General features: G+C 45.8%; 18 protein-coding genes and 2 tRNA genes. 8 read left to right on the top strand and 12 right to left on the bottom strand.

The annotated features are described in order from the left end of the window. Positions 1-87 precede the first annotated feature (87 nt). The 4 genes from BACSA_RS15005 (at position 88) to BACSA_RS14995 (ending at position 6,016) form a co-directional block, all read left to right on the top strand. Complete coding sequence (locus tag BACSA_RS15005; protein ID WP_013618883.1) at positions 88-3,237, top strand: SusC/RagA family TonB-linked outer membrane protein; 3,150 nt, start codon at positions 88-90, stop codon at positions 3,235-3,237. 36 nt (positions 3,238-3,273) lie between these two features. After that, positions 3,274-5,361, top strand: a complete 2,088-nt coding sequence (locus BACSA_RS15000; RefSeq protein ID WP_013618882.1) for a RagB/SusD family nutrient uptake outer membrane protein — start codon at positions 3,274-3,276, stop codon at positions 5,359-5,361. 74 nt (positions 5,362-5,435) lie between these two features. Then, entirely contained in the window at positions 5,436-5,582 is a 147-nt protein-coding gene (locus tag BACSA_RS20285) for a lipoprotein (protein ID WP_013618881.1), read from the top strand. A 47-nt stretch (positions 5,583-5,629) separates the two neighbouring features. Next, the gene (locus BACSA_RS14995; protein WP_013618880.1) at positions 5,630-6,016 is read left to right on the top strand and encodes a hypothetical protein; all 387 of its coding nucleotides are present in this window, start codon (positions 5,630-5,632) and stop codon (positions 6,014-6,016) included. Between the two features lie 242 nt (positions 6,017-6,258). Here BACSA_RS14995 and BACSA_RS14990 read toward each other — a convergent pair whose 3' ends face one another. Further along, positions 6,259-7,833 (bottom strand): ATP-binding protein, encoded by a 1,575-nt coding sequence (locus tag BACSA_RS14990; RefSeq protein ID WP_013618879.1) that lies wholly within the window; start codon positions 7,831-7,833, stop codon positions 6,259-6,261. 202 nt (positions 7,834-8,035) lie between these two features. Then, positions 8,036-9,607 carry an ATP-binding protein gene (locus BACSA_RS14985; RefSeq protein ID WP_013618877.1) on the bottom strand — a complete coding sequence of 524 codons (1,572 nt, stop codon included), beginning with the start codon at positions 9,605-9,607 and terminating at the stop codon, positions 8,036-8,038. Between the two features lie 358 nt (positions 9,608-9,965). Here BACSA_RS14985 and BACSA_RS14980 point away from each other — a divergent pair, with 358 nt between their 5' ends. Then, positions 9,966-11,318: a sigma-54-dependent transcriptional regulator gene (locus BACSA_RS14980; RefSeq protein WP_013618876.1), complete on the top strand. Its 1,353-nt coding sequence runs from the start codon at positions 9,966-9,968 to the stop codon at positions 11,316-11,318. Positions 11,319-11,629: 311 nt separating this feature from the next. On the opposite strand, the gene BACSA_RS14975 is transcribed toward BACSA_RS14980, so the two are convergent. From BACSA_RS14975 to BACSA_RS14965, 3 genes are all read right to left on the bottom strand, one after another. After that, positions 11,630-12,304: an RluA family pseudouridine synthase gene (locus BACSA_RS14975; RefSeq protein WP_013618875.1), complete on the bottom strand. Its 675-nt coding sequence runs from the start codon at positions 12,302-12,304 to the stop codon at positions 11,630-11,632. A gap of 18 nt (positions 12,305-12,322) precedes the next feature. After that, the gene (gene fabG, locus BACSA_RS14970) at positions 12,323-13,069 is read right to left on the bottom strand and encodes a 3-oxoacyl-[acyl-carrier-protein] reductase (RefSeq protein ID WP_013618874.1); all 747 of its coding nucleotides are present in this window, start codon (positions 13,067-13,069) and stop codon (positions 12,323-12,325) included. Positions 13,070-13,177: 108 nt separating this feature from the next. Then, positions 13,178-13,765, bottom strand: coding sequence for a TetR/AcrR family transcriptional regulator (locus BACSA_RS14965; RefSeq protein ID WP_013618873.1), 588 nt, complete (start codon positions 13,763-13,765; stop codon positions 13,178-13,180). 212 nt (positions 13,766-13,977) lie between these two features. On the opposite strand from BACSA_RS14965, the gene BACSA_RS14960 reads away from it, so the two are divergent. The 3 genes from BACSA_RS14960 to cysK all read left to right on the top strand — a co-directional run bounded on the left by BACSA_RS14960 (position 13,978) and on the right by cysK (position 15,125). Then, a tRNA-Met gene (locus BACSA_RS14960) sits at positions 13,978-14,050 on the top strand. 17 nt (positions 14,051-14,067) lie between these two features. Next, positions 14,068-14,140 (top strand) — tRNA-Met (locus tag BACSA_RS14955). Positions 14,141-14,204: 64 nt separating this feature from the next. Continuing rightward, on the top strand, positions 14,205-15,125 hold the full coding sequence (gene cysK / locus BACSA_RS14950) for a cysteine synthase A (protein WP_013618872.1): 921 nt from the start codon (positions 14,205-14,207) through the stop codon (positions 15,123-15,125). A 97-nt stretch (positions 15,126-15,222) separates the two neighbouring features. Here cysK and mutL read toward each other — a convergent pair whose 3' ends face one another. From mutL to guaB, 7 genes are all read right to left on the bottom strand, one after another. Next, the gene (mutL, locus tag BACSA_RS14945) at positions 15,223-17,082 is read right to left on the bottom strand and encodes a DNA mismatch repair endonuclease MutL (RefSeq protein ID WP_013618870.1); all 1,860 of its coding nucleotides are present in this window, start codon (positions 17,080-17,082) and stop codon (positions 15,223-15,225) included. Positions 17,083-17,096: 14 nt separating this feature from the next. Further along, positions 17,097-17,393 carry a hypothetical protein gene (locus BACSA_RS14940; protein ID WP_013618869.1) on the bottom strand — a complete coding sequence of 99 codons (297 nt, stop codon included), beginning with the start codon at positions 17,391-17,393 and terminating at the stop codon, positions 17,097-17,099. A 3-nt stretch (positions 17,394-17,396) separates the two neighbouring features. After that, a complete protein-coding gene (locus tag BACSA_RS14935; RefSeq protein ID WP_041584064.1) occupies positions 17,397-19,112 on the bottom strand; it encodes an OstA-like protein in 1,716 nt (571 codons plus the stop codon). Positions 19,113-19,125: 13 nt separating this feature from the next. After that, entirely contained in the window at positions 19,126-20,499 is a 1,374-nt protein-coding gene (locus tag BACSA_RS14930; RefSeq protein ID WP_013618867.1) for a peptidylprolyl isomerase, read from the bottom strand. Then, positions 20,492-21,352, bottom strand: coding sequence for a peptidyl-prolyl cis-trans isomerase (locus BACSA_RS14925; protein ID WP_013618866.1), 861 nt, complete (start codon positions 21,350-21,352; stop codon positions 20,492-20,494). Before BACSA_RS14925 ends, BACSA_RS14930 begins: the two co-directional genes overlap by 8 nt. Positions 21,353-21,414: 62 nt before the next feature. Next, positions 21,415-22,629: a peptidyl-prolyl cis-trans isomerase gene (locus BACSA_RS14920; RefSeq protein ID WP_013618865.1), complete on the bottom strand. Its 1,215-nt coding sequence runs from the start codon at positions 22,627-22,629 to the stop codon at positions 21,415-21,417. Between the two features lie 99 nt (positions 22,630-22,728). Next, complete coding sequence (guaB, locus tag BACSA_RS14915) at positions 22,729-24,204, bottom strand: IMP dehydrogenase (RefSeq protein WP_013618864.1); 1,476 nt, start codon at positions 24,202-24,204, stop codon at positions 22,729-22,731. Positions 24,205-24,272: the final 68 nt, after the last annotated feature.

Raw genomic sequence — 24,272 nt, 5'->3', positions numbered from 1 at the left:
AAGAAAACTGAATAAATTCGCCATACTTAGCGATAAGAAAATTATGTGAATTAATCTAACTTTGGTTTAACTTAACAATTTGGAAGTATGAAAAACAGAAAAGACAAATCGATTCTGGGACGCTGCGCTTCATCATTGTGGCAACGTCTGTTCTTCTTCGCCTTGCTAAGCGTAATAAGTATAGGTATGTACGCGCAAGGCAAAACGGTGTCGGGTACGGTGCTCGACCAAAATGGAGAATCCGTTATCGGAGCCAGTGTAGTGGTAAAAGGTACTACCAACGGAGTAATTACCGACTTCGACGGTAAGTTCACCTTAAACAATGTGCCCGAGAACGGGACTATCGAAATCAGCTTTGTGGGCTACAAGACCCAAGAGATTCCGGTAGCTGGGAAAAACAACATCCAAGTGACCTTGGCAGAAGATACCGAGGTGTTGGATGAAGTCGTAGTGGTAGGTTATGGTGTGCAGAAGAAATCGGATGTAACCGGAGCTTTAACTCGTGTGGGAGAAAAGGAATTAAATGCCAAACCTGTAAGCAATGCTTTTGAAGCTTTGCAGGGTAAAGCTGCGGGTGTAGACATTACTTCGAATCAACGTCCGGGTGAAATCGGCGAAATCCGTATCCGTGGTAATCGTTCGTTGACAGCAAGTAACTCACCTCTTTATGTCGTAGACGGAGTGCCCTTGAGTGCAGGCGGTATTGAAACCTTAAATCCGCGTGATATAGAATCTATCGACATCTTAAAGGATGCCTCTTCTACAGCCATTTACGGTTCTCGTGGTGCTAATGGTGTTGTATTGGTTACTACTAAAAGAGGTAAAGTTGGTAGCTTTGCTTTAAATTACGCAGGTACAGTAACATTAGAATACTTAAAGGACAAATCTCCGGCAATGAGTGCCAGTGATTACATCACATGGAAACGGTGGGCACATTATAATGCCAATCCTGATTCATACGCTCCAGGGGATGCTCCTACTTACGAGAATGACCAACGGATTTTTACAGGCGATCCATACGCATTGGAAAATGTAAATCGTGGCTGGGCAAACGGTGCTTGGGACGGTTCATTGGTAGAAGATGTGGATTGGACTGGCATGGTTACTCGTACCGGTATTACGCATGAACATACCTTAAGCGCAAGTGGCGGTACTGAAAATGTACAAAGTTCTTTTTCGTTCGGATATTTAAATAATTCGGGAACACAAAAAGGGCAGGAATATGAACGCTTTAACTTATCTGCTACGGTAGATATTACTCCCAAACCATGGTTGAAAATTGGCGCTTCTGTTAATATGTCTTTTGCAGACCAGCAATATGGTGTAGACCGTCAGGCAGGTACAAACAGTGGTCCGAAAGATATTTATGGATTGGCAAAAGCCATTCCCCGTTATGCGGTGCCTTATGATAACGAAGGAAATATCATTATGCAGCCTCATACGGAATCCCGTACTTATACGGTTATTGACGAATGGAATAAAGTAAAGGATGACCGTGAAAACTACCGTGCATTAAGTAGTTTCTATGCACAATTGGATTTTGGGAAAATATGGAAACCTTTGGAAGGTTTGAGCTACAAATTTGCATTCGGTCCGGATTTCCGTTATAATCGAAATGGCGTATTCCGCGATAGCTCTTCTGCATCTTTAGCTGGTTCTACGAATTATGCAAGCTGGGGATCAAACCGCTATTTCTCATGGACGTTAGATAACATGATTCTATATAATAAGCAATTTGGCAAACATAATTTGGGAGTAACGTTGTTGCAAACAGCTTCAAAGAACAATCATGAAAGCGGTTCTATGAACGCTTCTGATATACTTGTTCCAGAAATGCTTTGGAATAACATGGGCATTGTCGACATCACTCAATCACGGTATAAAGCAGGCATGAGTACGGGATTGATTGAAAGCCAATTGGCTTCTTATATGGCTCGTATTAATTATTCTTTCAATGACCGGTATTTAGTAACCGTATCTGGGCGTTATGACGGTTCTTCTGTATTGGCAGAAGGAAACAAATGGGATTTCTTCCCGTCAGCTGCTATAGGTTGGCGTATCAACCAAGAAGACTTTATGCAGAATATCCGTTGGATTGATAACTTAAAATTGCGTATTGGTGTCGGAACAACAGGTAATGCGGCAGTAGATCCTTATGGTACATTGGGAAACATTTTCACTGGGTGGATGCCATTTTCTACAGGTAATCAAATGATTTTTGTAACCAACGAGCCTTATTATGTGAACATGAGTGAAGACGCCAATGCCATGGCTAATCAAAATTTGTCATGGGAAAAGACTACTCAATGGAACTATGGTATTGATTTTGGTTTCCTGAATAACCGCATTAACGGTACAATTGACATTTATCATTCAAAAACCAAAGACTTGCTGATGAATGTTACAATACCGACATTAACCGGTTATCCAACTACGATGCAGAACATTGGTAAGACTAAAAACTTCGGTGTAGACTTGTCTCTGAATTTGATTCCTGTCCGCACAAAAGATTTTGAATGGGTATCATCACTCAATGCGGCTTATCAGAAAGAAGAAATTGTAGAGCTTGCTAATGGTAAAAATGACATGATAGACAACAGTTGGTTTATCGGACAATCAATCGGCGTATGGTATGATTATGCAGCCGATGGCATTTGGCAAGAATCGGATGCTGCAGAGATGGCAAAATGGAATGCTAACGGAAGTAACTTCAAAGTCGGTATGGTGAAACCTGTAGACCAGAATGGTGATTATAAATTGGACGCCAATGACGATAAAGTTATTTTAGGCAATAAGACTCCGCGTTGGACATTAGGTTGGACAAATACATTCACGTGGAAAGGAGTCGAATTAGGCATCGAGTTATACGGTCGCTTTGGCTATATGATTTCTACTGGCGGTGAAGCTCAGGCAGGTATGTTCCAACAACGTGAAATCGATTATTGGACACCCTCTAATCCAAATGCAGAATGGCAAATGCCTATCTATGGTTCGGGTGACTCATACGCCAGTTTGTTAGGTTATAAAGACGCTTCTTTCCTAAAACTGCGCAATATTTCTTTGGGATATAATATACCTGACAACATTTGCCACAAATTAGGTATTGGTTCTTTAAAGGTATATATGCAGGCTCGTAACTTAGGTGATATCTATTCATCTATCGACTACATTGACCTTGACTTAGGTACATCATATTACAATCGTGGTGTTACTTTTGGTTTGAATATCGGTTTCTAATCCATGACAACAAAAACAATAAAAATAAAAAAGCATATGAAAAATATGAATAAAATATTATCTGGCGTACTGATTTCCTCATTATTGCTCGGCACAACTTCATGTGGCGATGCTTTTTTGGAGGAAAATGCAAGCCATACAACAACAGACGCCTTATTGGAAACGGGTTCAGGTGCATTGGCTATGGCTGCCGGCCTTTATGGTAACTTACGTTGGCATTTTGGCTATGAATGGGCTTATGCTACAACATTATACGGCTGTGATGAGTTTACAATGGGTTCAGATGAAACTTCATTAGGATGGATGGATTATAATACAGCAGAATTGAATCCTGTAGGTTCTACAAGACGTAACCATCCTTCTCCTGCCGATTTATGGAATGAAATGTATTACGGTATCGCAAGCTGTAATCTATTGCTCGAGAAAGCTCCTCTGATTGAAAATGAGCAAGATCGGAATTCTGCTATGGGAGAAGCCTATTTCTTGCGGGGATATAATTATTATCGGTTGTTTTGCCAATATGAACGTTGTCCGTTGCAGTTAGAGCCTATTGACGTAAGTGCAGGAGTACCTCGTAACTTTAAGCTTGCTTCTGGTGAAGAAGTCTTGAATCAGGTAATTGATGACTTGGAACATGCCTATGAATTGCTGAGAGCCGATGATTGGCGTGGTGCGGGAACATGGACCAAATATACTGCGGCTCATTTTTTAGCTAAAGCGTTGCTTTACCGTCAAAGTGAACGCTGCACATGGAAGTCCAATTATCCGGCAAAGGCCGATTTGGACCGAGCTATCGCACTTTGCGATGAAGTAATCAACGCACGTGGACTTGAAAGTGACTATAATAATCTGTATGCCAATTGGACAGGAGTAGACTGTAGCATTGAAAATTCTAAAGAAATTTTAATGGCAGCATTGCATAATGATGCGTCTACTACCCAAGGTCGGTATGGAAACCGTACTTATAATTATTTTACGTCTCAGTTTAATACTTATTCCGGGGGATGGGTTCCACGCGGTCAATACATTGGTGCCATGGATTTTCAACGTTGCCGTCCCACTGAATATACGTATGCTTCATTTGATAACGTAAACGACTCACGTATGTGGAAGACTTTTAAAACCGTTTATGGTATCTGTAATTACGTTGAAACTCCTGAATACGTAGCTCCTGAAAACGCCCCGGCATTAGGTGATCAAGGAATCCTGTTCATTTTAAATAAGAAGAATGATACTCGTTTCCATAAAAATGAATTCGGACGTGCGGAGGTTGAACATTCATTCATCAATCCTGAAACCGGCAAATGGGTACCTAATGTAGCGCCGATTTATGCAGACGGTGAATACGTTATGAATCAATACGGAAACACTGCACCGAACCGTGCTAATATGTATTGTGGAATTAATAAAACGGAAGACGGCTCACGTACAGGTGAAAAGAATGACGCTCATCGTGATGTTATCATGGCGCGTGTCGGAGAAACCTATTTGGTAAAAGCTGAATGTCAAGTTCGTAATGGTGACGATGCCGGAGCGTTGGCAACAATCAATAAATTGCGTGAACGTGCTGAATGGAAAGCTAGTGAAGACCGTGAATATTATGTAGATGGTTCTATTGCATTTCAAAGCAATACAACAGCATCAGCAAATTGCGTAAAAGGAAATAAAGACGCCAGCGGTAGAAGTCTCACAAATCAAGAAGCTTTCCGATATTCGTTTATCCAAAAGAATTCATACGTTCTTTCTACAGGTGTTGAACGTCCGAGCGATGGCAATTGGGATAAATCGAACTTGCAAATATCCAGTTGGAACAATTTGCCGGAAGAAGACGTAGCTATATTAAATACATTGGGATTAAATGCCAGTACGTTAGAGGGTAAAATCAATTTCATTTTAAATGAACGCACTCGTGAATTATTAGGCGAATGGGATCGTTGGGATGAATTGAGCCGTACAAACACACTTATTAAACGTGCCAAACTTTTTAACCCAGAGGTATTATATATTCAAGATTATCATAACTTGCGCCCTATTCCGCAGACATTCCTTGATGGTTTAACTGATGATAATAATGAACCTTTGTCTGATGATGAAAAGAAAGCTCTGCAGAATCCGGGATATTAATTTATAAGCATAATGTTTCAGAAAGGAGGAATTAGCTTCCTCCTTTCTTTCCTATAACTTAAAAAAATCAACTTATGAAAAATACAATTTTTATCTTGCTATCCATATTCATTTTAACAGCTTGCCAACAAGAAGAATTTGATAATCAAATAAATGAAGTGCAATCAAGAAGTGCAAATTATGGTTTAGTGCAGATTGGTATCGACTTAGCTACGATTTAGGAGGTGAATTGCTTGATATTCGTTACGTAGATGCAGAAAGCGGAAGCATGGACGCAGGATATACCATGCACACTACTGGTACTATGCTCATGGAAGTAACGTTACATAGCAGTTATAATCAAACATTAAAATCAAGCGATTTTTATTTGACTGAAAATGATGGGAAATACCCTCCTTACCGTAAATCAGTTAAGATTTATTCTGCGAATACTTACCTGAATAATCCTCCCTTAAGTAATATAACCTTAAATGCTGGAGAAAGCAAAACAGTCTATATCCATACATACGAATTATTTAAAAACGGAAACGATTCGTATTCATACACGACAACACCTCCTTTCATCATTACTCTACACTATCGGGATGCAGCATTGACGGGAGATCAAATTGATGTCGAATACGACACAAGGTCTTATTGGGAAAAATACAGATAACCTAAAGATTGATCCATAAGTCAAATAACAAACTAACCTGAAAGAGGCGGGGACGGCAAAAGCGGTCTCCGCCTTTTTTGCATATACAACCCATCGGAAGATATGTATTTTTTTGAAATCCGCAAACATCTCCTGTAGGGGCGTATCGCATACGCCCGAATGCGTCAACTAATCCACATGGATGTTTTCAGGGCGTATGCGATACGCCCCTACAGGAGTTGGTTGCGGATATTCATATTAGATTATCCCTGCCCCGTTCTTATTTCCCAGCTTTCCAGCGTGTGCCTTTCGGTATCGAAGTTGATTCCGACCTTCACAATGGGCAGCCCGCAGAGGGCAAACCTTTCGGGATATTGCTTCAAGTCTATCTGACGGAGGGCTTCAGCCGCGCTTTTGTCCAGCTTCAGCTCTATTATATATAAGGTGGAGTGCGTGCGCATCACCACGTCTACCCTTCCAGTGGGCGTGCGTACCTCTACATCCGAAAAGTTTCCCAGTAAGGTGAAAATCAGGTACAGCATCTGCTGGTAGTGCCCTTCGTAGCGGGTATTCTCGCAATAGGGAACGGTGGAAAGCACCGTCTGCATCAGCCTCAACGCCCCGTCCATGTCATCGAAGTGGATGCGTTCCGCCATTTGCCCTACCAGCGTCCTCAACTCGGCAGGACGCTTCACGTAGTTGGCGAGCAGGCTTTTCATCAGCCCGATGCGCACTTCTTTGTTAGGAATGTCCAGCAGGTACAGCTCCGAGAAAGGAGAATAGTCCTTGATGGTGAGGTATCCGCTTTGGTAGAGCAGGGGCGTGATGTCGGTCATGCGCTCGGTAGGAGCATCGAAATCGCTGGCTTCGCATTGCCTTCCGCCTATTGCCTGCGGAATAATCTGGTACTTGTTGAGCATTTCTATCAGGTAGGTGGGCGTTCCGCTTCCGAACCAATAAGACGCCAGCCGCCCTTCATTCAGTGCCCCTAACAAACTATAGGGATTATAGATGTCGGGCGAGGGCCATGCGAAGTGATAGCCGTCATAGTTTTCCTTCAGCCGTTCCATGGCCTCTTCCTTTCCTGTCCCCAACTTGTCTGCCAGCAACTCCATATCTATGTTCATTTGGGTGCGCATCTCTTCTTCGGTGATGCCGCAAACCGCCGCGTATTCAGGCAACATGCTGATGTTCTGTATGTTGTTCAACTCACTGAAGATACTGAGCTGCGAGAACTTGGTGATGCCGGTCAGGAACACATAGCGCAGATACTTGCCACATGCCTTGAGAGGGCTGTAGAAGTTACGCATCACGTTGCGCAGCTTGGGAAGCTCTTCTTCCTCGTGCATCACGTCCAGCAAAGGCGCGTCGTATTCGTCTATCAGCACCACGACTTCTTTGTTATATTTGGCATACGTGTCCATTATCAAATCCTTAAGACGGACATTCACGTCTTCTGTTTCCCGTGCCTGAGTGCCTTGGCGGATTTCATTGTCTTGCAGGATACTTTGCAGATACCTTATCAACGCTTTTTCGTCCAGATGCTTGCCCATGCTCATGTCGAAGTGCAACACGGGATATTCCGTCCACTCCGTTTCCAGCTTCTCAATAGCAAGCCCTTCGAAGAGTTCTTTCCTCCCTTCGAAATAACATTGCAGCGTATCGGTAAGCAGCGACTTCCCGAAACGTCTGGGACGGCTCAGGAACATATACTTGCTGTTGGCATGTGTCATGCGGTAGACGTATTCCGTCTTGTCGACATACAGGTAGTTTTCGTTACGTATCATCGAGAATACCTGAATTCCGACCGGATACTTTCGTGGTTCAAGGGGTTTCATACGCATCGTCTTTTAGTGTTATTATTTTACACTGAATCATTTGTGATTCTTTATGTTGAACGCAGAGGCGCAAAGCCGCAGAGGAAAAATTTAGAGAAAGCAAAGGTCACGGAACCAAACGTCCTTCTCTGTGCGCTTTGCTCTCTAAAATAAAACGCTGCGTTTCTGCGTCTTTGCGTTCCTTTTAAAATAATCGCCTGTGTCATCTGTGTTCCATGTTTATTTCCCAGCTTTCCAGCGTGTGCCGTTCGGTGTCGAAATTGATTCCAACCTTTACTACGGGCAGTCCGCAGAGGGCAAACCTTTCGGGATATTGCTTCAAGTCTATCTGACGGAGGGCTTCAGCCGCGCTTTTGTCCAGCTTCAGCTCTATTATATATAAGGTGGAGTGTGTGCGCATCACCACGTCTACCCTTCCAGTGGGCGTGCGTACCTCTACATCCGAAAAGTTTCCAAGCAGAGTGAAAATCAGGTACAGCATCTGCTGGTAATGCCCTTCGTAGCGGGTATTCTCGCAATAGGGAACGGTGGAAAGCACCGTCTGCATCAGCCTCAACGCCCCGTCCATGTCATCGAAGTGGATACGTTCCGCCATTTGCCCTACCAGCGTCCTCAGCTCGGCAGGACGCTTCACGTAGTTGGCAAGCAGGCTTTTCATCAGCCCGATGCGCACTTCTTTGTTAGGAATGTCCAGCAGGTACAGCTCCGAGAAAGGAGAATAGTCCTTGATGGTGAGGTATCCACTTTGATAAAGCAGGGGCGTGATGTCGGTCATACGCTCGGTAGGCGCATCGAAATCGCTGGCTTCGCATTGTCTTCCGCCTATAGCCTGCGGAATAATCTGGTACTTGTTGAGCATTTCTATCAGGTAGGTGGGCGTTCCGCTTCCGAACCAGAACGATTCCAGTTTGCCTTTGTTCAGTGCTCCCAACAGACTGTAGGGGTTATAGACATCGGGCGAGGGCCATGCGAAGTGATAGCCGTCATAGTTTTCCTTCAGCCGTTCCATGGCCTCTTCCTTTCCTGTTCCTAACTTGTCTGCCAGCAATTCCATGTCTATGTCCATCTGGGTGCGCATTTCTTCTTCGGTGATGCCGCAAATCGCCGCGTATGCCGTATCCATGCTGATGTTCTCGATGTTGTTCAGCTCGCTGAAGATGCTGAGTTGCGAGAACTTGGTGATGCCTGTCAGGAACACGTAACGCAGGTATTTGCCGCATGCCTTGAGGGGACTGTAGAAGTTGCGCATCACGTTGCGCAGCTTGGGCAGGTTCTCGTCCTCGTGCATCACGTCCAGCAAAGGCGCGTCGTATTCGTCTATCAGCACCACGACTTCTTTGCCTGTCTGCCGGTAAGCCCGTTCTATCAAGCCTTGCAGGCGCTGGTTTACTTCTGTTTCTGCTTCGTCATACCCATATATCTTTTCGTATGCCTTCAGTTTCAGGTTCAATTCGCCCTCCAGTCCTTCTTTATTCAAATTCTTTGCCGTACTCATGTCGAAGTGCAGCACAGGGTATTCCGTCCACTCCGTTTCTAACTTCTCAATAGCAAGCCCTTCGAAGAGTTCTTTCCTCCCTTCGAAATAGCATTGCAGCGTATCGGTGAGCAGCGACTTCCCGAAACGTCTGGGACGGCTCAGGAACATATACTTGCTGTTGGCATGTGTCATGCGGTAGACGTATTCCGTCTTGTCGACATACAGGTAGTGTTCATTACGTATCATCGAGAATACCTGAATTCCGACCGGATACTTTCGTGGTTCAAGGGGTTTCATACGCATCGTCTTTTAGAAGTGATACAAAGATACGTTTTTCCAACCAATTATCCAACCGATGAGGAAAGAAAGCATAACCGTATCCATTGAGAAACACGACTGCCCGTGCAGGCTGAAGCGGGCAGCCGTTCCGGGCAAATCAGGCGGTCATGTCACACGATGCGGATGCCCGCGTTTTCCGCCGGCATGGAGCATACAAGCAAAGCCTGCGAATCTTGTATATGTAACTAACTATTTGACGAAAAACATGAGAAATCGAAGCATTCTTTCCGAAAAAATAGTATCTTTGCCTCAATTGCTACGGAAAGCAAGGGAAAGGTATCTTTATTTTGTAAACGCAAACCGGATAATGTAAGGTATGGCTTCTTCTATATTGATTGTTGAAGATGATTTGGTGTTCTCTACCATGATGAAAACATGGCTGACGAAAAAAGGGTTCCAGGTAGATACGGCAAGTGCCAACACACGTGCCCGTAAGCTGCTTGCCGAACATACGTATGACTTGATCTTATCGGACTTACGCCTGCCCGACCAAGACGGCATTCACCTGCTGACATGGCTCCGTGAACAGTCCTGCCATACTCCTTTTATTATCATGACCAGCTATGCCGAGATACAAAGTGCCGTACAAGCCATGAAACACGGGGCAAGCGACTACATCGCCAAACCTATCCACCCTGACGAACTGCTGAACAAGATAAAGGAAAATATCGGGAAACCCGAAATACCGGCTGCTGACTTGCAGGAAAAAACATCTACACCCTTCACGCAAAACTTTCTGGAAGGAGAAAGCGAAGCCGCGCACCAACTGTTCAACTATGTGCGGCTGGTAGCCCCCACCCAAATGTCGGTGCTGATTACCGGTTCGAGCGGAACAGGAAAAGAGTATGTAGCCCACCGCATCCATGAGCTTAGCAAGCGGAACGGAAAACCTTTTATTGCCATCGACTGCGGCTCGATACCGAAAGAACTGGCTGCCTCCGAATTCTTCGGGCACATCAAAGGCTCGTTTACCGGTGCCTTGGCTGACAAGACCGGCGCATTCGAAGAAGCCAACGGAGGCACACTTTTTCTGGACGAAATAGGGAACTTGGGATATGAGGTACAAGTCCAGCTGTTGCGTGCCCTGCAAGAACGGCGCATCCGCCGCATCGGGTCGACCAAGGAAATCGAAGTGGACGTCCGCCTGCTCTGCGCCACCAACGAAAACCTGAAAGAAGGGATTGCCAAAGGAACCTTCCGCGAAGACCTGTATCACCGCATCAACGAATTTACGCTGCGCATGCCCGACCTAAAAGAACGTCCCGAAGACATCCTGCTTTTCGCTAATTTCTTTCTGGACCAGGCAAACCGCGAACTGGAAAGAAACCTGATTGGATTTGACGCAGAAGCCAGCAAAGCCCTTCAACGCTACACATGGCCCGGCAACTTGCGCCAGCTGAAAAATACCGTGAAACGGGCAACCCTGCTTGCCCAAGGCGATTTTATTACCCTGAACGAACTGGGTGAAGAAATCCTCACCTCCCCTTCCGCACCTGCTTCCGAATCGTTTAACCTGCACGATGAAGGCCTGGAAAAGCAGCGCATCCAGCACGCGCTTCACCGCACCGGATACAACAAGACCAAAGCTGCCCAGCTATTAGGAATCGACCGCAAAACACTATACAATAAGATGAAACTGTATAACATAAACGGGGAAAGCGTGGAATAATTCCACACCGTTGTCGCGACATTCCCCACCCGTTCCCGTTCCAGCGTCTACACGAAAAAACACATACGCATTCAAAATCAATGTCTTACAAACCCATCGCCTCTTGGCACACTATTTGCATGTATAATTATAGAGAATTGAAACGATACATAAAAACTACTAAACGGAACATTAACTAAACTACAAACCCAACCCCATAAGAAATTTAAGTCAAAAATAATATTCAAGATTGAATTATTAGTTTTGATAAAATGAAGATGCCTATGTGTTAATACAAAAAGAGGACGCTGTGAAGCGTCCTCTTTTTACTTTCATCCAATCGTCTGGAATGCTTTCCACAGATTCCCTTCGGGCAGCGGAGCTGTAACTTCTATCAGCTTTTTCGAAACCGGATGAATGAAACTCACCGTCCGTGCATGCAAACAAATGCTCCCATCAGGGTTGGAACGCGGAAAACCATACTTCAAGTCTCCTTTTATCGGACATCCTGCCTTTGCCAACTGGCAGCGTATCTGATGATGACGCCCGGTCTTCAAGTCAACTTCCACCAAATAATAGTTTTCCGAACGGTCAATCAATTTATAATGCAAAACGGCTTTCTTCGAGTCCTTCACTTCCCGGTCGTAAGCATACGACTTGTTTTGCTTTTCGTTACGCACCAGGTAATGGACCAACTCGCCTTCTTCGGCAGGAGGGCATTGCTTTACAATCGCCCAATAGGTCTTCCTTACTTCACCGTTGCGGAACATATCGTTCAGGCGTGACAATGCTTTGCTGGTCTTGGCAAAAACCACCAATCCACTGACCGGACGGTCCAGACGGTGGGTAACGCCCAGAAACACGTTTCCGGGCTTGGCATACGCCTCTTTGATGTATTGTTTCAACATTTCCGAAAGAGGCGTGTCGCCCGTCTTGTCGCCCTGTACGATTTCGGAAGCAGTCTTATTGACGATAATAATATGATTGTCTTCGTATACGATAGTCATACGCCCAGGCAACGCAAATTACATATTCATACCGCCATCTACCTGAATCACCTGACCGGATACGTAAGAAGACATGTCTGAAGCCAAGAACAAAGCGATATTCGCCACATCTTCAGGCGTACCGCCACGACGCAACGGAATGCGCTTGTTCCACTCCGCTTTCACTTCGTCGGACAACTGAGCTGTCATATCGGTAATGATGAAGCCCGGAGCAATCGCGTTGGCACGGATGCCACGAGAGCCTAATTCCTGAGCTATTGATTTTGCCAATGCTATCAGTCCGGCTTTTGATGCAGCATAGTTGCATTGTCCGGCATTACCGTGTACGCCTACCACCGAAGCCATGTTGATGATGTTTCCGCTCCGCTGGCGCATCATAATCGGTGTACAAGCATGAATAAAGTTGAAAGCCGACTTCAAGTTCACATTGATAACGGCATCCCATTGCCCTTCGCTCATACGCATCATCAGCCCGTCTTTGGTGATTCCGGCATTGTTCACCAAGATATCGATAGAACCGAAATCGGCATGAATCTGCTCTACGACCTTTGCGGTATCTTCGAAGCTGGCAGCATTCGAAGCATAGCCTTTAGCCTTTACACCCAAAGCGGCAATTTCTTCTTCTGTCTTCTTTCCGTTTTCGTCTATCACCAAATCTGTAAATGCGATGTTTGCACCTTCTGCGGCAAACTTCAACGCAATCGCTTTACCGATACCACGGGCAGCACCCGTAATAATCGCTGTTTTTCCTGTTAATAATCCCATAATCTTTAAGTTATTTAGCTTTTAAGTTCTTTCGTTTTTCAGTTTATAAGTTATTGAGTTTTTTTAGGCTTAGGCTCTTTCTTGGGAATTTCAGCAGCCCATATTGTTTTACTCCTTTCTTCCCAATGCCCCGTAGACAATCTTTGCTACGTAACGCCAACCTATTTCATCGTCAAGGTCTTCTCCTATCTGTCCGCGTATATAAGGCACCTCAATCCCTTTAATGCAATAATGCAGAATGTCTGCAGTAATCTCTATATTGTCGATATCAAACAAGCCCTGTTCTTTTCCCTCCTTCAGAACCTCCCGAAACAATTTCATCTCATTCTGATCGAAATGCTTGCGCATGGCTTCTACACGCCATATATCACGGAAGAAATTGGCACGCAGCGTACCGTTACGGTACACCGCCAGCTTTACAATATCCAAATGGGTGGAAATCAATTCCAGAATCTTTTCATCGGGAGGAATGTTCTTTTGTGCAACTCTTTCCATCGTATCGGAAAGCATCTCCAATTCCGATTCGACTACAGCCATATAAATCTGCTCTTTGCTCTTGAAATAAGTATAGAGTGTACGCCTTCCTTTTTTCGAAGCCACGGCAATATCATTCATTGTCGTAGCATCCACCCCTTTCTTAGCAAAGAGTTGGCGGGCTACATCCACTAATTTTGCTTTGGTCTTCTGTACGGTCATCGTATCTACTTCTATTGCACAACATCAAATGGTGTGTGCAAAAGTACGGTTTTTCTTCCGACTACACAAATTTTCAGCGTATAAGTTATGCCTCACGCAACCGGAGTTTGCATGGCATTGGCTCATTGTCGCAAAAAAAACGGCAAATTATTTGCATATTTAAAACTAAACCCGTACCTTTGCAGTCGATTTAGGAAATTAAGGATTAACATCGCGGAGTGGAGCAGTTGGTAGCTCGTTGGGCTCATAACCCAAAGGTCGTCTGTTCGAGTCAGGCCTCCGCAACAAGTTCAAATCAATATCGCGGAGTGGAGCAGTTGGTAGCTCGTTGGGCTCATAACCCAAAGGTCGTCTGTTCGAGTCAGGCCTCCGCAACAGCAGCAAGGGGAAACGAAAGTTTTCTCTTTTTTTGTTTTATAAGACATCAATTAGTAAGATTATGGCACGAATTTACCAGCAACTGACCGAACTCATCGGCAACACTCCGCTCCTGAAACTGAACCGTTTGAGTGAAAAATACCACACCAAGGCTTCCATACTGGCAAAACTGGAATATTTCAATCCCGGCGGAAGCGTAAAAGACCGTATAGCCCTTGCCATGATAGAAGATGCGGAACAAAAAGGGCTTCTACAGCCCGGAGCAACCCTGATTGAACCAACCAGTGGAAATACAGGAGTAGGCATGGCATGGATTGCTGCCATTAAAGGATATAAAACCATTCTGACCATGCCGGAAACCATGAGCGTAGAGCGGCGGATGCTGCTGAAAGCCATGGGTGCCCAACTTGTATTGACACCCGGAAGCGAAGGAATGAACGGAGCTATCCGTAAAGCCAACGAGCTGCAACAGGAAATTCCCGGTGCCATCATTCTGAAGCAATTCGAGAATCCGGCTAATCCTGCTGCCCATATCCGGACCACAGCAGAAGAAATATGGAAAGACACCGACGGGAAAATAGATGTATTTATTGCCGGCGTAGGTACAGGAGGTACCTTAAGCGGTGTAGGAAAAGGACTGAAAGCACATAATCCGCAGATAGAAATCATCGCAGTGGAACCGGATGCCTCAGCCGTCTTGTCAGGCGGGAAAGCAGGTTCGCACCGCATTCAAGGCATCGGAGCCGGATTTATTCCCAAAACTTACGACACGGACATAGCAGACCGTATCATCCGGGTAAAAGACGAGGATGCGCTCCACATGGAAAAAGAACTGGCGGCTACAGAAGGGCTGCTGGCAGGCATATCCTCAGGCGCAGCCGCATACGCTGCCCTGCAACTTGCATCAGATGCGGATTACGCAGGGAAAAACATCGTAGCCTTGCTGCCTGACACAGGAGAAAGATACCTTTCAGTCTTCTAAATTGACAATTATCAATAATGAATATCCCATTTCCTCCAATAAACTGTAGGGGCGTATCGCATACGCCCTTACGTGGTGTTGGCAGACATTCATTTTATCAATTCTTAAAAAGCTTTTCAATGTCTTCCTCTTTGACTACGGCAAGCACAATCTTTCCATCGGGAGTATAATTCGGTGTAGAAACGGCGAAAAGCCCATCCACCAAGTTGTTCATTTCTTCGGACGTCAGCACTTGCCCCGGAACAATTGCCGAAGCCTTTGCCAACGAAAGAGCCAACAGCGACTGTACTTCTTCCTTTACATGCACTCCCTTTTCGATAGCTGTCTGCACCAAATCGGTCACTAAACGCTCCGGATTCAGCCCTTCAATGCCTGCAGGCACCCCATTAATGGCATAAGAACCTCCGCCCAAATTGCTCAAATCGAAACCTAAAGCCAGCAAATCATCCTTTATCTCCTCCAACACCGGAATTTCCGAAGCCGAGAAATGCACCATTTCCGGGAAAAGCAGACGCTGGGAAACATGGCGCTTGTCGGCTATCTGACGCATATACCGGTCATATAAGATACGGACATGCGCCCGTTGCTGGTTGATTATCATCAATCCCGACTTCACGGAAGTAAGGATGTAGCTTCCTTTGTACTGATAGTGCTGAGTGGTAATCTCCTTTACCGTTTCTTCCGGATGGGCATCATAAAGCGTAGGCTCTTCGGGAGGCATTTCCTCTGCTTCCGGCTCTACAGGCGTTTTCCGCTCTAATCCGTCGAAAAGAGGTTCCCAATCAGTCGGTTTCCGAAACGAAGATGCTGCCGAATAAGAAGAAGGAGGAACCGAAGAAGAAACATGAAACGGATTGTACGAAGGGTCGTAAGAAGCGGAAGGAGGCGTAACGCGTCCTTGCCTTGACGACTCAAAAGCCGGAATATCGGGCATGCCTTCCGTATCAAAGTCAATGGAAGGAACCGCATTAAAACGTCCCAATGTCTCTTTTACCGCCGCAGAAAGAATCTGCCAGATAGCCTGTTCATTCTCGAACTTGATTTCAGTTTTGGTCGGATGGATATTTACATCGATATGGGCAGGGTCAACTTCAAAATAAATAAAATAAGAAACTTGCTCGCCCACCGGCACCAAGCGTTCGTAAGCCTCAGCTATAGCCTTATGAAAATAAGGATGACGCATATACCTCCCATTGACAAAGAAAAACTGGCGCACCCCTTTCTTGCGGGCTGTTTCAGGCTTTCCGATAAATCCATGCATCCGTATCATGCTGGTTGTGACATCCATGGAAAGCAATTCCTGGTTCAGTTTTTTACCAAAGACGCCCATGATTCGCTGCCTCAACTGGATAGCCGGCAAGTTCAACATTTCCGTCCCATTATGATAAAGTGTAAAAGAAATGTCCGGATTCACCAAAGCGATACGCTCGAATTCCGCCAAGATATTACTCAGCTCCGTCTGGTTCGATTTCAAGAACTTACGGCGGGCCGGCACATTATAAAACAAGTTCTTCACGCTGAAATTGCTTCCGCACGGACATGCCACCGCCTCCTGCTCTTCTACTTTCGAGCCGGCTATCAGCAGCCGGGTGCCTAACGCCTCTCCTTCCTGACACGTGCGTAACTCTACCTGAGCCACTGCTGCAATCGACGCCAACGCTTCTCCCCGGAACCCCATCGTATGAAGGGCAAATAAATCAGACGCTTCACGTATTTTCGATGTCGCATGACGTTCGAAAGCCAAACGCGCATCCGTCTCCGACATGCCTTTGCCATCATCAATCACCTGAATGCATGTCTTTCCGGCATCTGTAACCAGCACATCAATTTGATGTGCACCTGCATCTACCGCATTCTCCACCAACTCTTTCACAACGGACGCAGGGCGTTGTATCACTTCGCCCGCCGCAATCTGATTGGCTACGGAATCCGGCAACAAACGTATCACATCACTCATAATGCACCTCTCTCTTAAAACGAAAACTCACCTGTAACCAAATAATGCAAAATAAAAAGCAACACGACGATGCCCACGAAAAGCGCTCCATAACTCAGCGGTTTGCGTCCGCTTTCTTTCCTGCGCTTTAAGTGAGTTGTTCCCTCGATAAACTTTCCCCGAATGTCTTCGGGCGAAAATTCTTTCGGAGGAAGCATGCCTAAATCACGCTTGGCATTTTCTTCCACCTTCTGCAACTTTTCTTTCCGTTCATCCACATAAATGTATTCGTGGTGATACGCGCGCGGCTTCCTCATCGTAAACAGTCCCATACGCTATTCCTCCTTTTTATTTTCAAACAAATGCTGATTAGGCAATTCTACCGGTCCGCGGACATTCTTCTTCAACTGGTCTTCCGCCTTTTTCTCCCGCCAGTCGAATATATCTTCCTTATTCAACGGACGTATATAATCGAACCATACAAAGTTATCTAATTTATCTTTCCCCTTAGGTATCTGGAGCATGGGATACAACGTCCCGTTCGATTGCGGACTCATTACCATCCGTTCGATTTTCCGGTTCTCCAGATACACTTCCAGCTTGCTGGTTTCAGACACATTCATCCCAATCAGGGTGCTGTCCGAATCCATGGGATAATAAACCAGACGCACCGACCCGATTACTTCGGTCTTATGCATCTCTCCGCCCCGGAAATAAGCCTTCATTTCTTTTCCCGTCACCTGATTATACATCGTAGAATCCAGTTCCTCTACCGACAAAGCCTGATTAATGATATGTGCCCAATCGATGGTACTGTCATTCATGTAAATGCAAATCTTCTCACCTACCAACTGCTGGTTCTCGTTCCAAAGAATCGGGTCCCGATACATCGTCAGGCAACTGTCTTTGGAAGAAAACACCAACGAGTCCGCCACTCCTTGCACATCGGTACGGTAGAAGCGCACCTTATGAAAAGCCTGCATTTCACGGAACATCGTATCGGTATCTAAATAAAAGGTACGCATCATCAAAGTGTCTCCATGCAAGAACAAGCTATCCCCCTGCGAATAATCGATGCCTACTGCCTTATCGGTAGCAAACGCAAACTTGGTTTTCTCGTTATAAAAACCATATTCGCCCGTCATCATGTTCTTGTTGACGGTGTCAGTCATCACCATATTGCGGAAAGCTTCGCCTGTACCTGCATCGCGGTCATAATAAAGCGTATCTCCGGTCAACTGTTTCCCGTCATTGGTCAGCACCGAGCGGTTATACAAATAAGCCTTCCCCGTAACGGTATTATACGTGCCCAGTTCCGAATAAATGTGATTCTCGTCACTATCGATATCCGAAGGCCCTACAATATTCGCAATTTTAGTCGCAGTATTGTATTCCAATGTATCTGAAGTAAGGGTAAATTGCGGGTTGACCAACTGGACATCGTAATTGAATACCGATTGTTTGGTGCTCGGACTGTATTGCCCCCAGTCCGAAGTCAATACGTTCTGCTCATCCATCAAGGTTCCCCCGTCGAAATAATAGCCCAGGTTATACACCCGGTCATAATTCAGGCTATCCGTCAACAACGTAGTGTTCCGGTTTTCCATCCGCACATTCATCCGCACTTCGGCTATCTGCGTATTCCCGTCATAATACAACCTGTCGCCATACAGGAAAAGCGTATCGCCCTGATTCATCTTCACATTACTGAACGCTTCGAACGAACTAATTTGGTCATAATAGTATGCGCTGTCGCAATACATGTACACACTATCGTGACGGAATACGACATTACCCACCACCACTTGTGCATCGGGGTGACGGGAATCTTTACGCAACACGTCCGAATGAATCAGGTACACCTTGCTTTTAGCCTGCTGCTTCTTAGGCTCCGGCTGTTTTTGAGACACCGAATCATTCGCATGAGAAATAGCTTGCTTCTGAACCGGTTTCTGCGCCAACAGACAAAAGCCGAAAAGGCATAAGGCACACACCAAGAGTGCCCTATGCCCGTTGAACGTATGTCTTTTATTTCTTCCTTTCTGCATCATTTACGTAGCCGTATCATTGTTTAATCCATCCCGGATATTTGAAATCACATTTCCGCCAGTTAGGATTGATGCGTACATACGTATTCTTCTGCTTGTCTACAATCCATTTCTGAAGTTTCTCTTCGCTTCGCTTGGCGGTCACCATACTCTTCAAACGCTGGTAATCTTCTGTAATAGTAGCCTTATGCCCGTCAATCCGGTTCTTCAACTTTACAATGGCACAGACTTGTTTCCCTTTCGAATTAATCATCGTAAAAGGTTTCGAAATCTCGCCGATTTGCATGCCTTCTACCACCTTTGCCACATCCTGCGAGATTAAGCCTGCCAACTGTTGCATCTCGAAACGGGAAGTGTTCGACTGGGGATTGGCAAGTAATCCGTGATTGTTGCGCGTATCCTTATCTTGCGAAATCCATGTAGCCGCATCGTCGAAAGAAAACTTCTCTTTCCGGATATCATCGGCTATCGAATCCAAACGCGCCAATGAAGCATCAATGGCTTTCTGGTCTACTTTCGGACGCAACAAGATATGGCGGTAGTTTACACGGTCGCCCCGCTTTTCTATCAATTGGGCGATATGGAAGCCGAATTCCGTTTCAAACACTTTGGAAACTTTCTTCGTATCTGTCAGATTAAACACCACATTGGCAAACTCCGGAACCAATTCGCCCCGTCCCGTAAATCCGCCTTCACCTCCTCGGCGTGCCGTTCCGGGATCTTCCGAATAAAAACGGGCTAATGTAGAGAAAGAAGTCTCGCCCTTGTTCACACGGTCGGCATATTCACGCAATTGCGCCTTCACCCGTTCTATTTCCGTTTCCGGAATCTTAGGTTCTTGCGTTATAATCTGCACCTCCACTTGCGTGGGCACAAACGGGATGCTGTCTTGTGGCAATTTATTGAAATAATTGCGCACCTCAGCCGGAGTCAGCTTAATGTCCCCTACAATTTCCTGTTGCATCTGCTGTACCGTCAATCCGTCACGGATGTTTTCACGCAACATCTCGCGTATCTGCGTATAGGTCTTATTATAATATTCTTCCATTTTCTCCCTGGAACCAATCTGTTCGGTCAGCCACGAAATCCGTTGTTCTACCTGCTGAATCACCTCCTGATCGGAAACGATGATACTATCCAGTTCTGCCTGATGCAGAAAAAGCTTCTGTACCGCCAGTTCTTCAGGTATCACACAATAAGGGTCACCATCGAAATGCCGGTTCTCATATTGTGCATTCAACCGCTCGTTTTCTACATCCGACTTCAAGATGGCTTCATCGCCTACCACCCAAACCACTTCATCGATGACATTGTCCTGAGCAAAAACGGACACTCCTGCCAGCGAAAGAAGCAGGCATACATAACATTTCATCAATCTAAACTTACTCATTGTCCGGTTTATAATAAATTATATCATTATTCTCTGAAGCCTCTCTATACAAATCACGTTTCATTTGATTGATAAATTCTACACGCTTCAGATTGATTATCATTTCCCTAATTTCATTTTTTGCATATTCCAGCGGAAGCGGGTCACCTTTAGGCAAAAACCGTTCCACATGCAGGAAATAGCAATATGCCGTATCACGTACTTCTACATCCTTATTCCGCCTCAAATAATCCGCGTCTGTTTCCAAAGCCTCCAACGGCAGCTTCGACACAAACTCCGATACCGGACGCCAACGGTCGTAAAAGTAATCATAACTCACGGCATGGGCGATGCTGAATTTCTCCAGCCCGTCGATAGCGTCTTGCGTATTCTGTTTATACAAATTCCGCACACGGTTCAGGTTCCGTGTCTGAAGCGGAACTTTCACGAACAATCCCTGTATATAAGGCTGTTCCGCCTGAAATTGTCCGGCATGCGACTGGTAATAAGCCGCTATCTCCGCCTCTGTCACCTCGTTCCCCAACTTCTGCCTTACCAATTCTTCCTGATACGTATGCATAATCAATGCGCGCCGGTATGCCTCCACCTGACGGTCTATCTTTTCATTATCCGGAATATTGCCTTCCGCTTTCCCGTAAAGCAACACGTCCTCTACCCAATTCCGGATATATTCTTCGGCAAACCGCATGCTATCCTTACCGTGAATGCCTACCGGCAAAGCCGCATCCACATCTTCTTTATACAAGAAAGCATCATCAACCTCCACCAACGGAGTTTTCCCTTGATGGTTGACCGAATGCGTACATCCGTTCAAAAGGAGCAATCCCATAAGCAAGATAATCAGTTTATCCATGGAGCGTTTTCGTCTGAATTGGCGAACGAAGATACATCATTAATTAATTACTACCGCTACAATTAACGGTTTTTATATGTCATACCGGATAATTTCAGACTTTCCTGCCTTGATTTTCCGATTTGTTCCATAATCTGCACCCGGTAATAATCCTTCTCTACCTGTTTCCGCACATCCCTAAAATCTTCCGGACCTTTCTTCAAACGCTTGCCCATTACGCACACATACGGATAACGGACATCATGCGGAAACTCTCCGCATTCGAATGCCAATTTATCCACATACGCATTCTTTCCTATCTGAAACAAGCCTACTTCTATCACGGCATCCGCTTCGGGATTTGCTTCTTTCCAAATCCGAAATGCCTCTTCCCATTGGGCTTGCGGAAGTTTCTTCAAGCATTTACGGATACGCGAAGCCATTTTCTTGTTCTGACACCGGATAACCGCCCCTTTATAATGCGGAAACTCCCATGCATACTCCCCTTTATGCGCTTCAAAATAAGTTTCCAAATCGCGTTCATCAGGAACAGGCAACGGATGACGGCGATCCCACCACTCAACCAGCAAACGGTCTTTGACCTCCCGCAAGCGTTTCTCCAGAAAACCATCCTCCACATGTCCTGCCGCCCACTGGGCATACAAGCCTTGCTTTAACGCCGGGTTACGTCTTCCCAACCGCTCTGCATAAATGCTCAGATAAGGATACGCCTCTTCATAACTCACCGCCGGTTTACGGTCTGCCAACCGGATGATATGTACACCTAACGGAGACAAAAACGGTGTGGTATAAGTTCCTTTCTCCAGCCGCTCCAGCCGAGAGGAAAATTCTTGCAACAACCCGGCTACGGGACGCCATACAGGCACCGTATGCTCTTTTATAAACGCATCAAAAGACCCCCCCTGTTGCAAACACGCATAAATAGAATCCATCCTCTGGCATGCTTCTGCCACTTCCCTTTTCGCAGCATGCTGGGAAAGACGTACCGAAATCTCTTCCAGCTTTACCCAACCTTTCACCGAATACCGCTCCACGCTTTCCCGATACAATGCATGAAGCAAAGAATCCATCCCGCCGGCATCCACCATCAACTCCTTCCACACCTTTCCTTCCATCGCCCTGCAATAATGCCGGAACTTCGGAAGTGTATCCCATCCGCAACGCTCGGCATCAGCGACTTTCAACCGCATCAGGTCTTCATCCATATTACCGGCATAAGCGCCCGAAATGAAAAATAAGGGGAAAACGGAAAAAAGAAGGTATCGGAATCGGTCCATGCTTTATACGATTTATAAAAACATTGTCATTCTGAATGACCCTGCTTCATGGGAAGCAGGTACTCAGAATGACAAAGTATAATCAGATTCATCTTATCCTTATACCGGACGGCTATAATTAGGAGCCTCGCTCGTGATGGTCACATCGTGCGGATGGCTTTCCAATACACCGGCATTGGTGATACGGGTAAACTTCGCGTTGTGCAATTCCATAATGTTATGGGCACCGCAATACCCCATACCCGAACGCAAACCGCCAACCAGCTGGTAAATCACTTCATACAAGGTACCTTTGTAAGGAACACGTCCCGAAATGCCTTCCGGAACCAACTTCTTCACATCGGTTGTCGTGCTTTGGAAGTAACGGTCTTTCGAGCCGTTTTCCATGGCTTCCAGCGAACCCATACCACGATAAGACTTAAACTTACGTCCATTGAAGATAATCGTATCACCCGGCGACTCTTCGGTACCCGCTACCAGCGAACCAATCATCACACTGTATCCGCCAGCTGCCAAAGCCTTCACGATATCGCCCGAATAGCGCAAGCCACCGTCTGCAATCAAAGGCACGCCTGTACCTTCCAACGCCTTCGCTACATCGTAAACGGCACTTAACTGAGGTACGCCGACTCCCGCTACCACACGGGTCGTACAGATAGACCCCGGACCGATACCTACTTTTACAGCATCGGCACCAGCTTCTACCAAGGCTTTAGCGGCCTCGCCCGTAGCGATGTTTCCTACGACAATGTCAATATCGGGGAACGCCTTCTTGGCTTCCTTCAGCTTTTCAATCACGTATTTCGAATGGCCATGGGCTGTATCAATCACAATGGCATCGGCACCCGCCTTTACCAAAGCTTCCATACGCTGAAGGGTGTCATTGGTCACCCCTACGCCCGCAGCTACACGCAAACGGCCTTTCGAGTCCTTGCAAGCCATCGGTTTGTCCTTCGCCTTCGTGATGTCCTTATAGGTAATCAGTCCGATCAGCTTGCCGTTCTCGTCTACCACCGGCAATTTCTCGATTTTGTTTCTCTGAAGAATTTCCGATGCGGTCTCCATATCCGTGCCCGGAGCAGTCGTCACGATGTTCTCCTTGGTCATCACTTCATCGATATGCTTGCTCATGTCGCGTTCGAAACGAAGGTCACGGTTGGTCACGATACCTACCAGATAGTTTTCGTCATCCACTACAGGGATACCGCCAATCTTATATTCCGCCATAATGCCCAGCGCATCCTTTACGGTAGAACCACGCTTAATCGTTACCGGATCATAAATCATACCGTTCTCGGCACGTTTCACGATAGCCACCTGACGAGCCTGTTCTTCGATAGGCATGTTCTTGTGGATAACGCCGATACCTCCTTCGCGTGCGATGGCAATCGCCATTTGCGCCTCGGTCACGGTATCCATCGCCGCCGTTACGAACGGGATTTTCAATTCAATGTTGCGTGAGAACTTAGTCGAGAGCTCGACTGTCTTGGGTAATACTTCTGAATAAGCCGGAATCAACAACACATCATCGTATGTCAATCCGTCCATTACTACTTTATCTGCAATAAATGACATAGGGTAAAAACACTTTAGATTTTATTGCGTGCAAATGTACGAATTTTATTTGAATCAAGAAAGAAGCA

The sequence above is a fragment of the Phocaeicola salanitronis DSM 18170 genome (assembly GCF_000190575.1).
GTDB classification, from domain to species: Bacteria; Bacteroidota; Bacteroidia; order Bacteroidales; family Bacteroidaceae; genus Phocaeicola; species Phocaeicola salanitronis.
Note: the sequence above shows the minus strand (reverse complement) of the source record. Positions and strands in the feature narration are given on the sequence as shown.

Coding starts and splice junctions, on each gene's coding strand:
- BACSA_RS14980 (WP_013618876.1), top strand. CDS start 9,966: ATGGCTTCTTCTATATTGATTGTTGAAGATGATTTGGTGTTCTCTACC.
- BACSA_RS14930 (WP_013618867.1), bottom strand. CDS start 20,499: ATGAGTAAGTTTAGATTGATGAAATGTTATGTATGCCTGCTTCTTTCG.
- guaB (WP_013618864.1), bottom strand. CDS start 24,204: ATGTCATTTATTGCAGATAAAGTAGTAATGGACGGATTGACATACGAT.
- BACSA_RS15000 (WP_013618882.1), top strand. CDS start 3,274: ATGAAAAATATGAATAAAATATTATCTGGCGTACTGATTTCCTCATTA.
- BACSA_RS15005 (WP_013618883.1), top strand. CDS start 88: ATGAAAAACAGAAAAGACAAATCGATTCTGGGACGCTGCGCTTCATCA.
- BACSA_RS14920 (WP_013618865.1), bottom strand. CDS start 22,629: ATGGACCGATTCCGATACCTTCTTTTTTCCGTTTTCCCCTTATTTTTC.
- BACSA_RS14995 (WP_013618880.1), top strand. CDS start 5,630: ATGGACGCAGGATATACCATGCACACTACTGGTACTATGCTCATGGAA.
- BACSA_RS14985 (WP_013618877.1), bottom strand. CDS start 9,607: ATGAAACCCCTTGAACCACGAAAGTATCCGGTCGGAATTCAGGTATTC.
- BACSA_RS20285 (WP_013618881.1), top strand. CDS start 5,436: ATGAAAAATACAATTTTTATCTTGCTATCCATATTCATTTTAACAGCT.
- mutL (WP_013618870.1), bottom strand. CDS start 17,082: ATGAGTGATGTGATACGTTTGTTGCCGGATTCCGTAGCCAATCAGATT.
- BACSA_RS14935 (WP_041584064.1), bottom strand. CDS start 19,112: ATGATGCAGAAAGGAAGAAATAAAAGACATACGTTCAACGGGCATAGG.
- cysK (WP_013618872.1), top strand. CDS start 14,205: ATGGCACGAATTTACCAGCAACTGACCGAACTCATCGGCAACACTCCG.
- BACSA_RS14965 (WP_013618873.1), bottom strand. CDS start 13,765: ATGACCGTACAGAAGACCAAAGCAAAATTAGTGGATGTAGCCCGCCAA.
- BACSA_RS14925 (WP_013618866.1), bottom strand. CDS start 21,352: ATGGATAAACTGATTATCTTGCTTATGGGATTGCTCCTTTTGAACGGA.
- fabG (WP_013618874.1), bottom strand. CDS start 13,069: ATGGGATTATTAACAGGAAAAACAGCGATTATTACGGGTGCTGCCCGT.
- BACSA_RS14990 (WP_013618879.1), bottom strand. CDS start 7,833: ATGAAACCCCTTGAACCACGAAAGTATCCGGTCGGAATTCAGGTATTC.
- BACSA_RS14940 (WP_013618869.1), bottom strand. CDS start 17,393: ATGGGACTGTTTACGATGAGGAAGCCGCGCGCGTATCACCACGAATAC.
- BACSA_RS14975 (WP_013618875.1), bottom strand. CDS start 12,304: ATGACTATCGTATACGAAGACAATCATATTATTATCGTCAATAAGACT.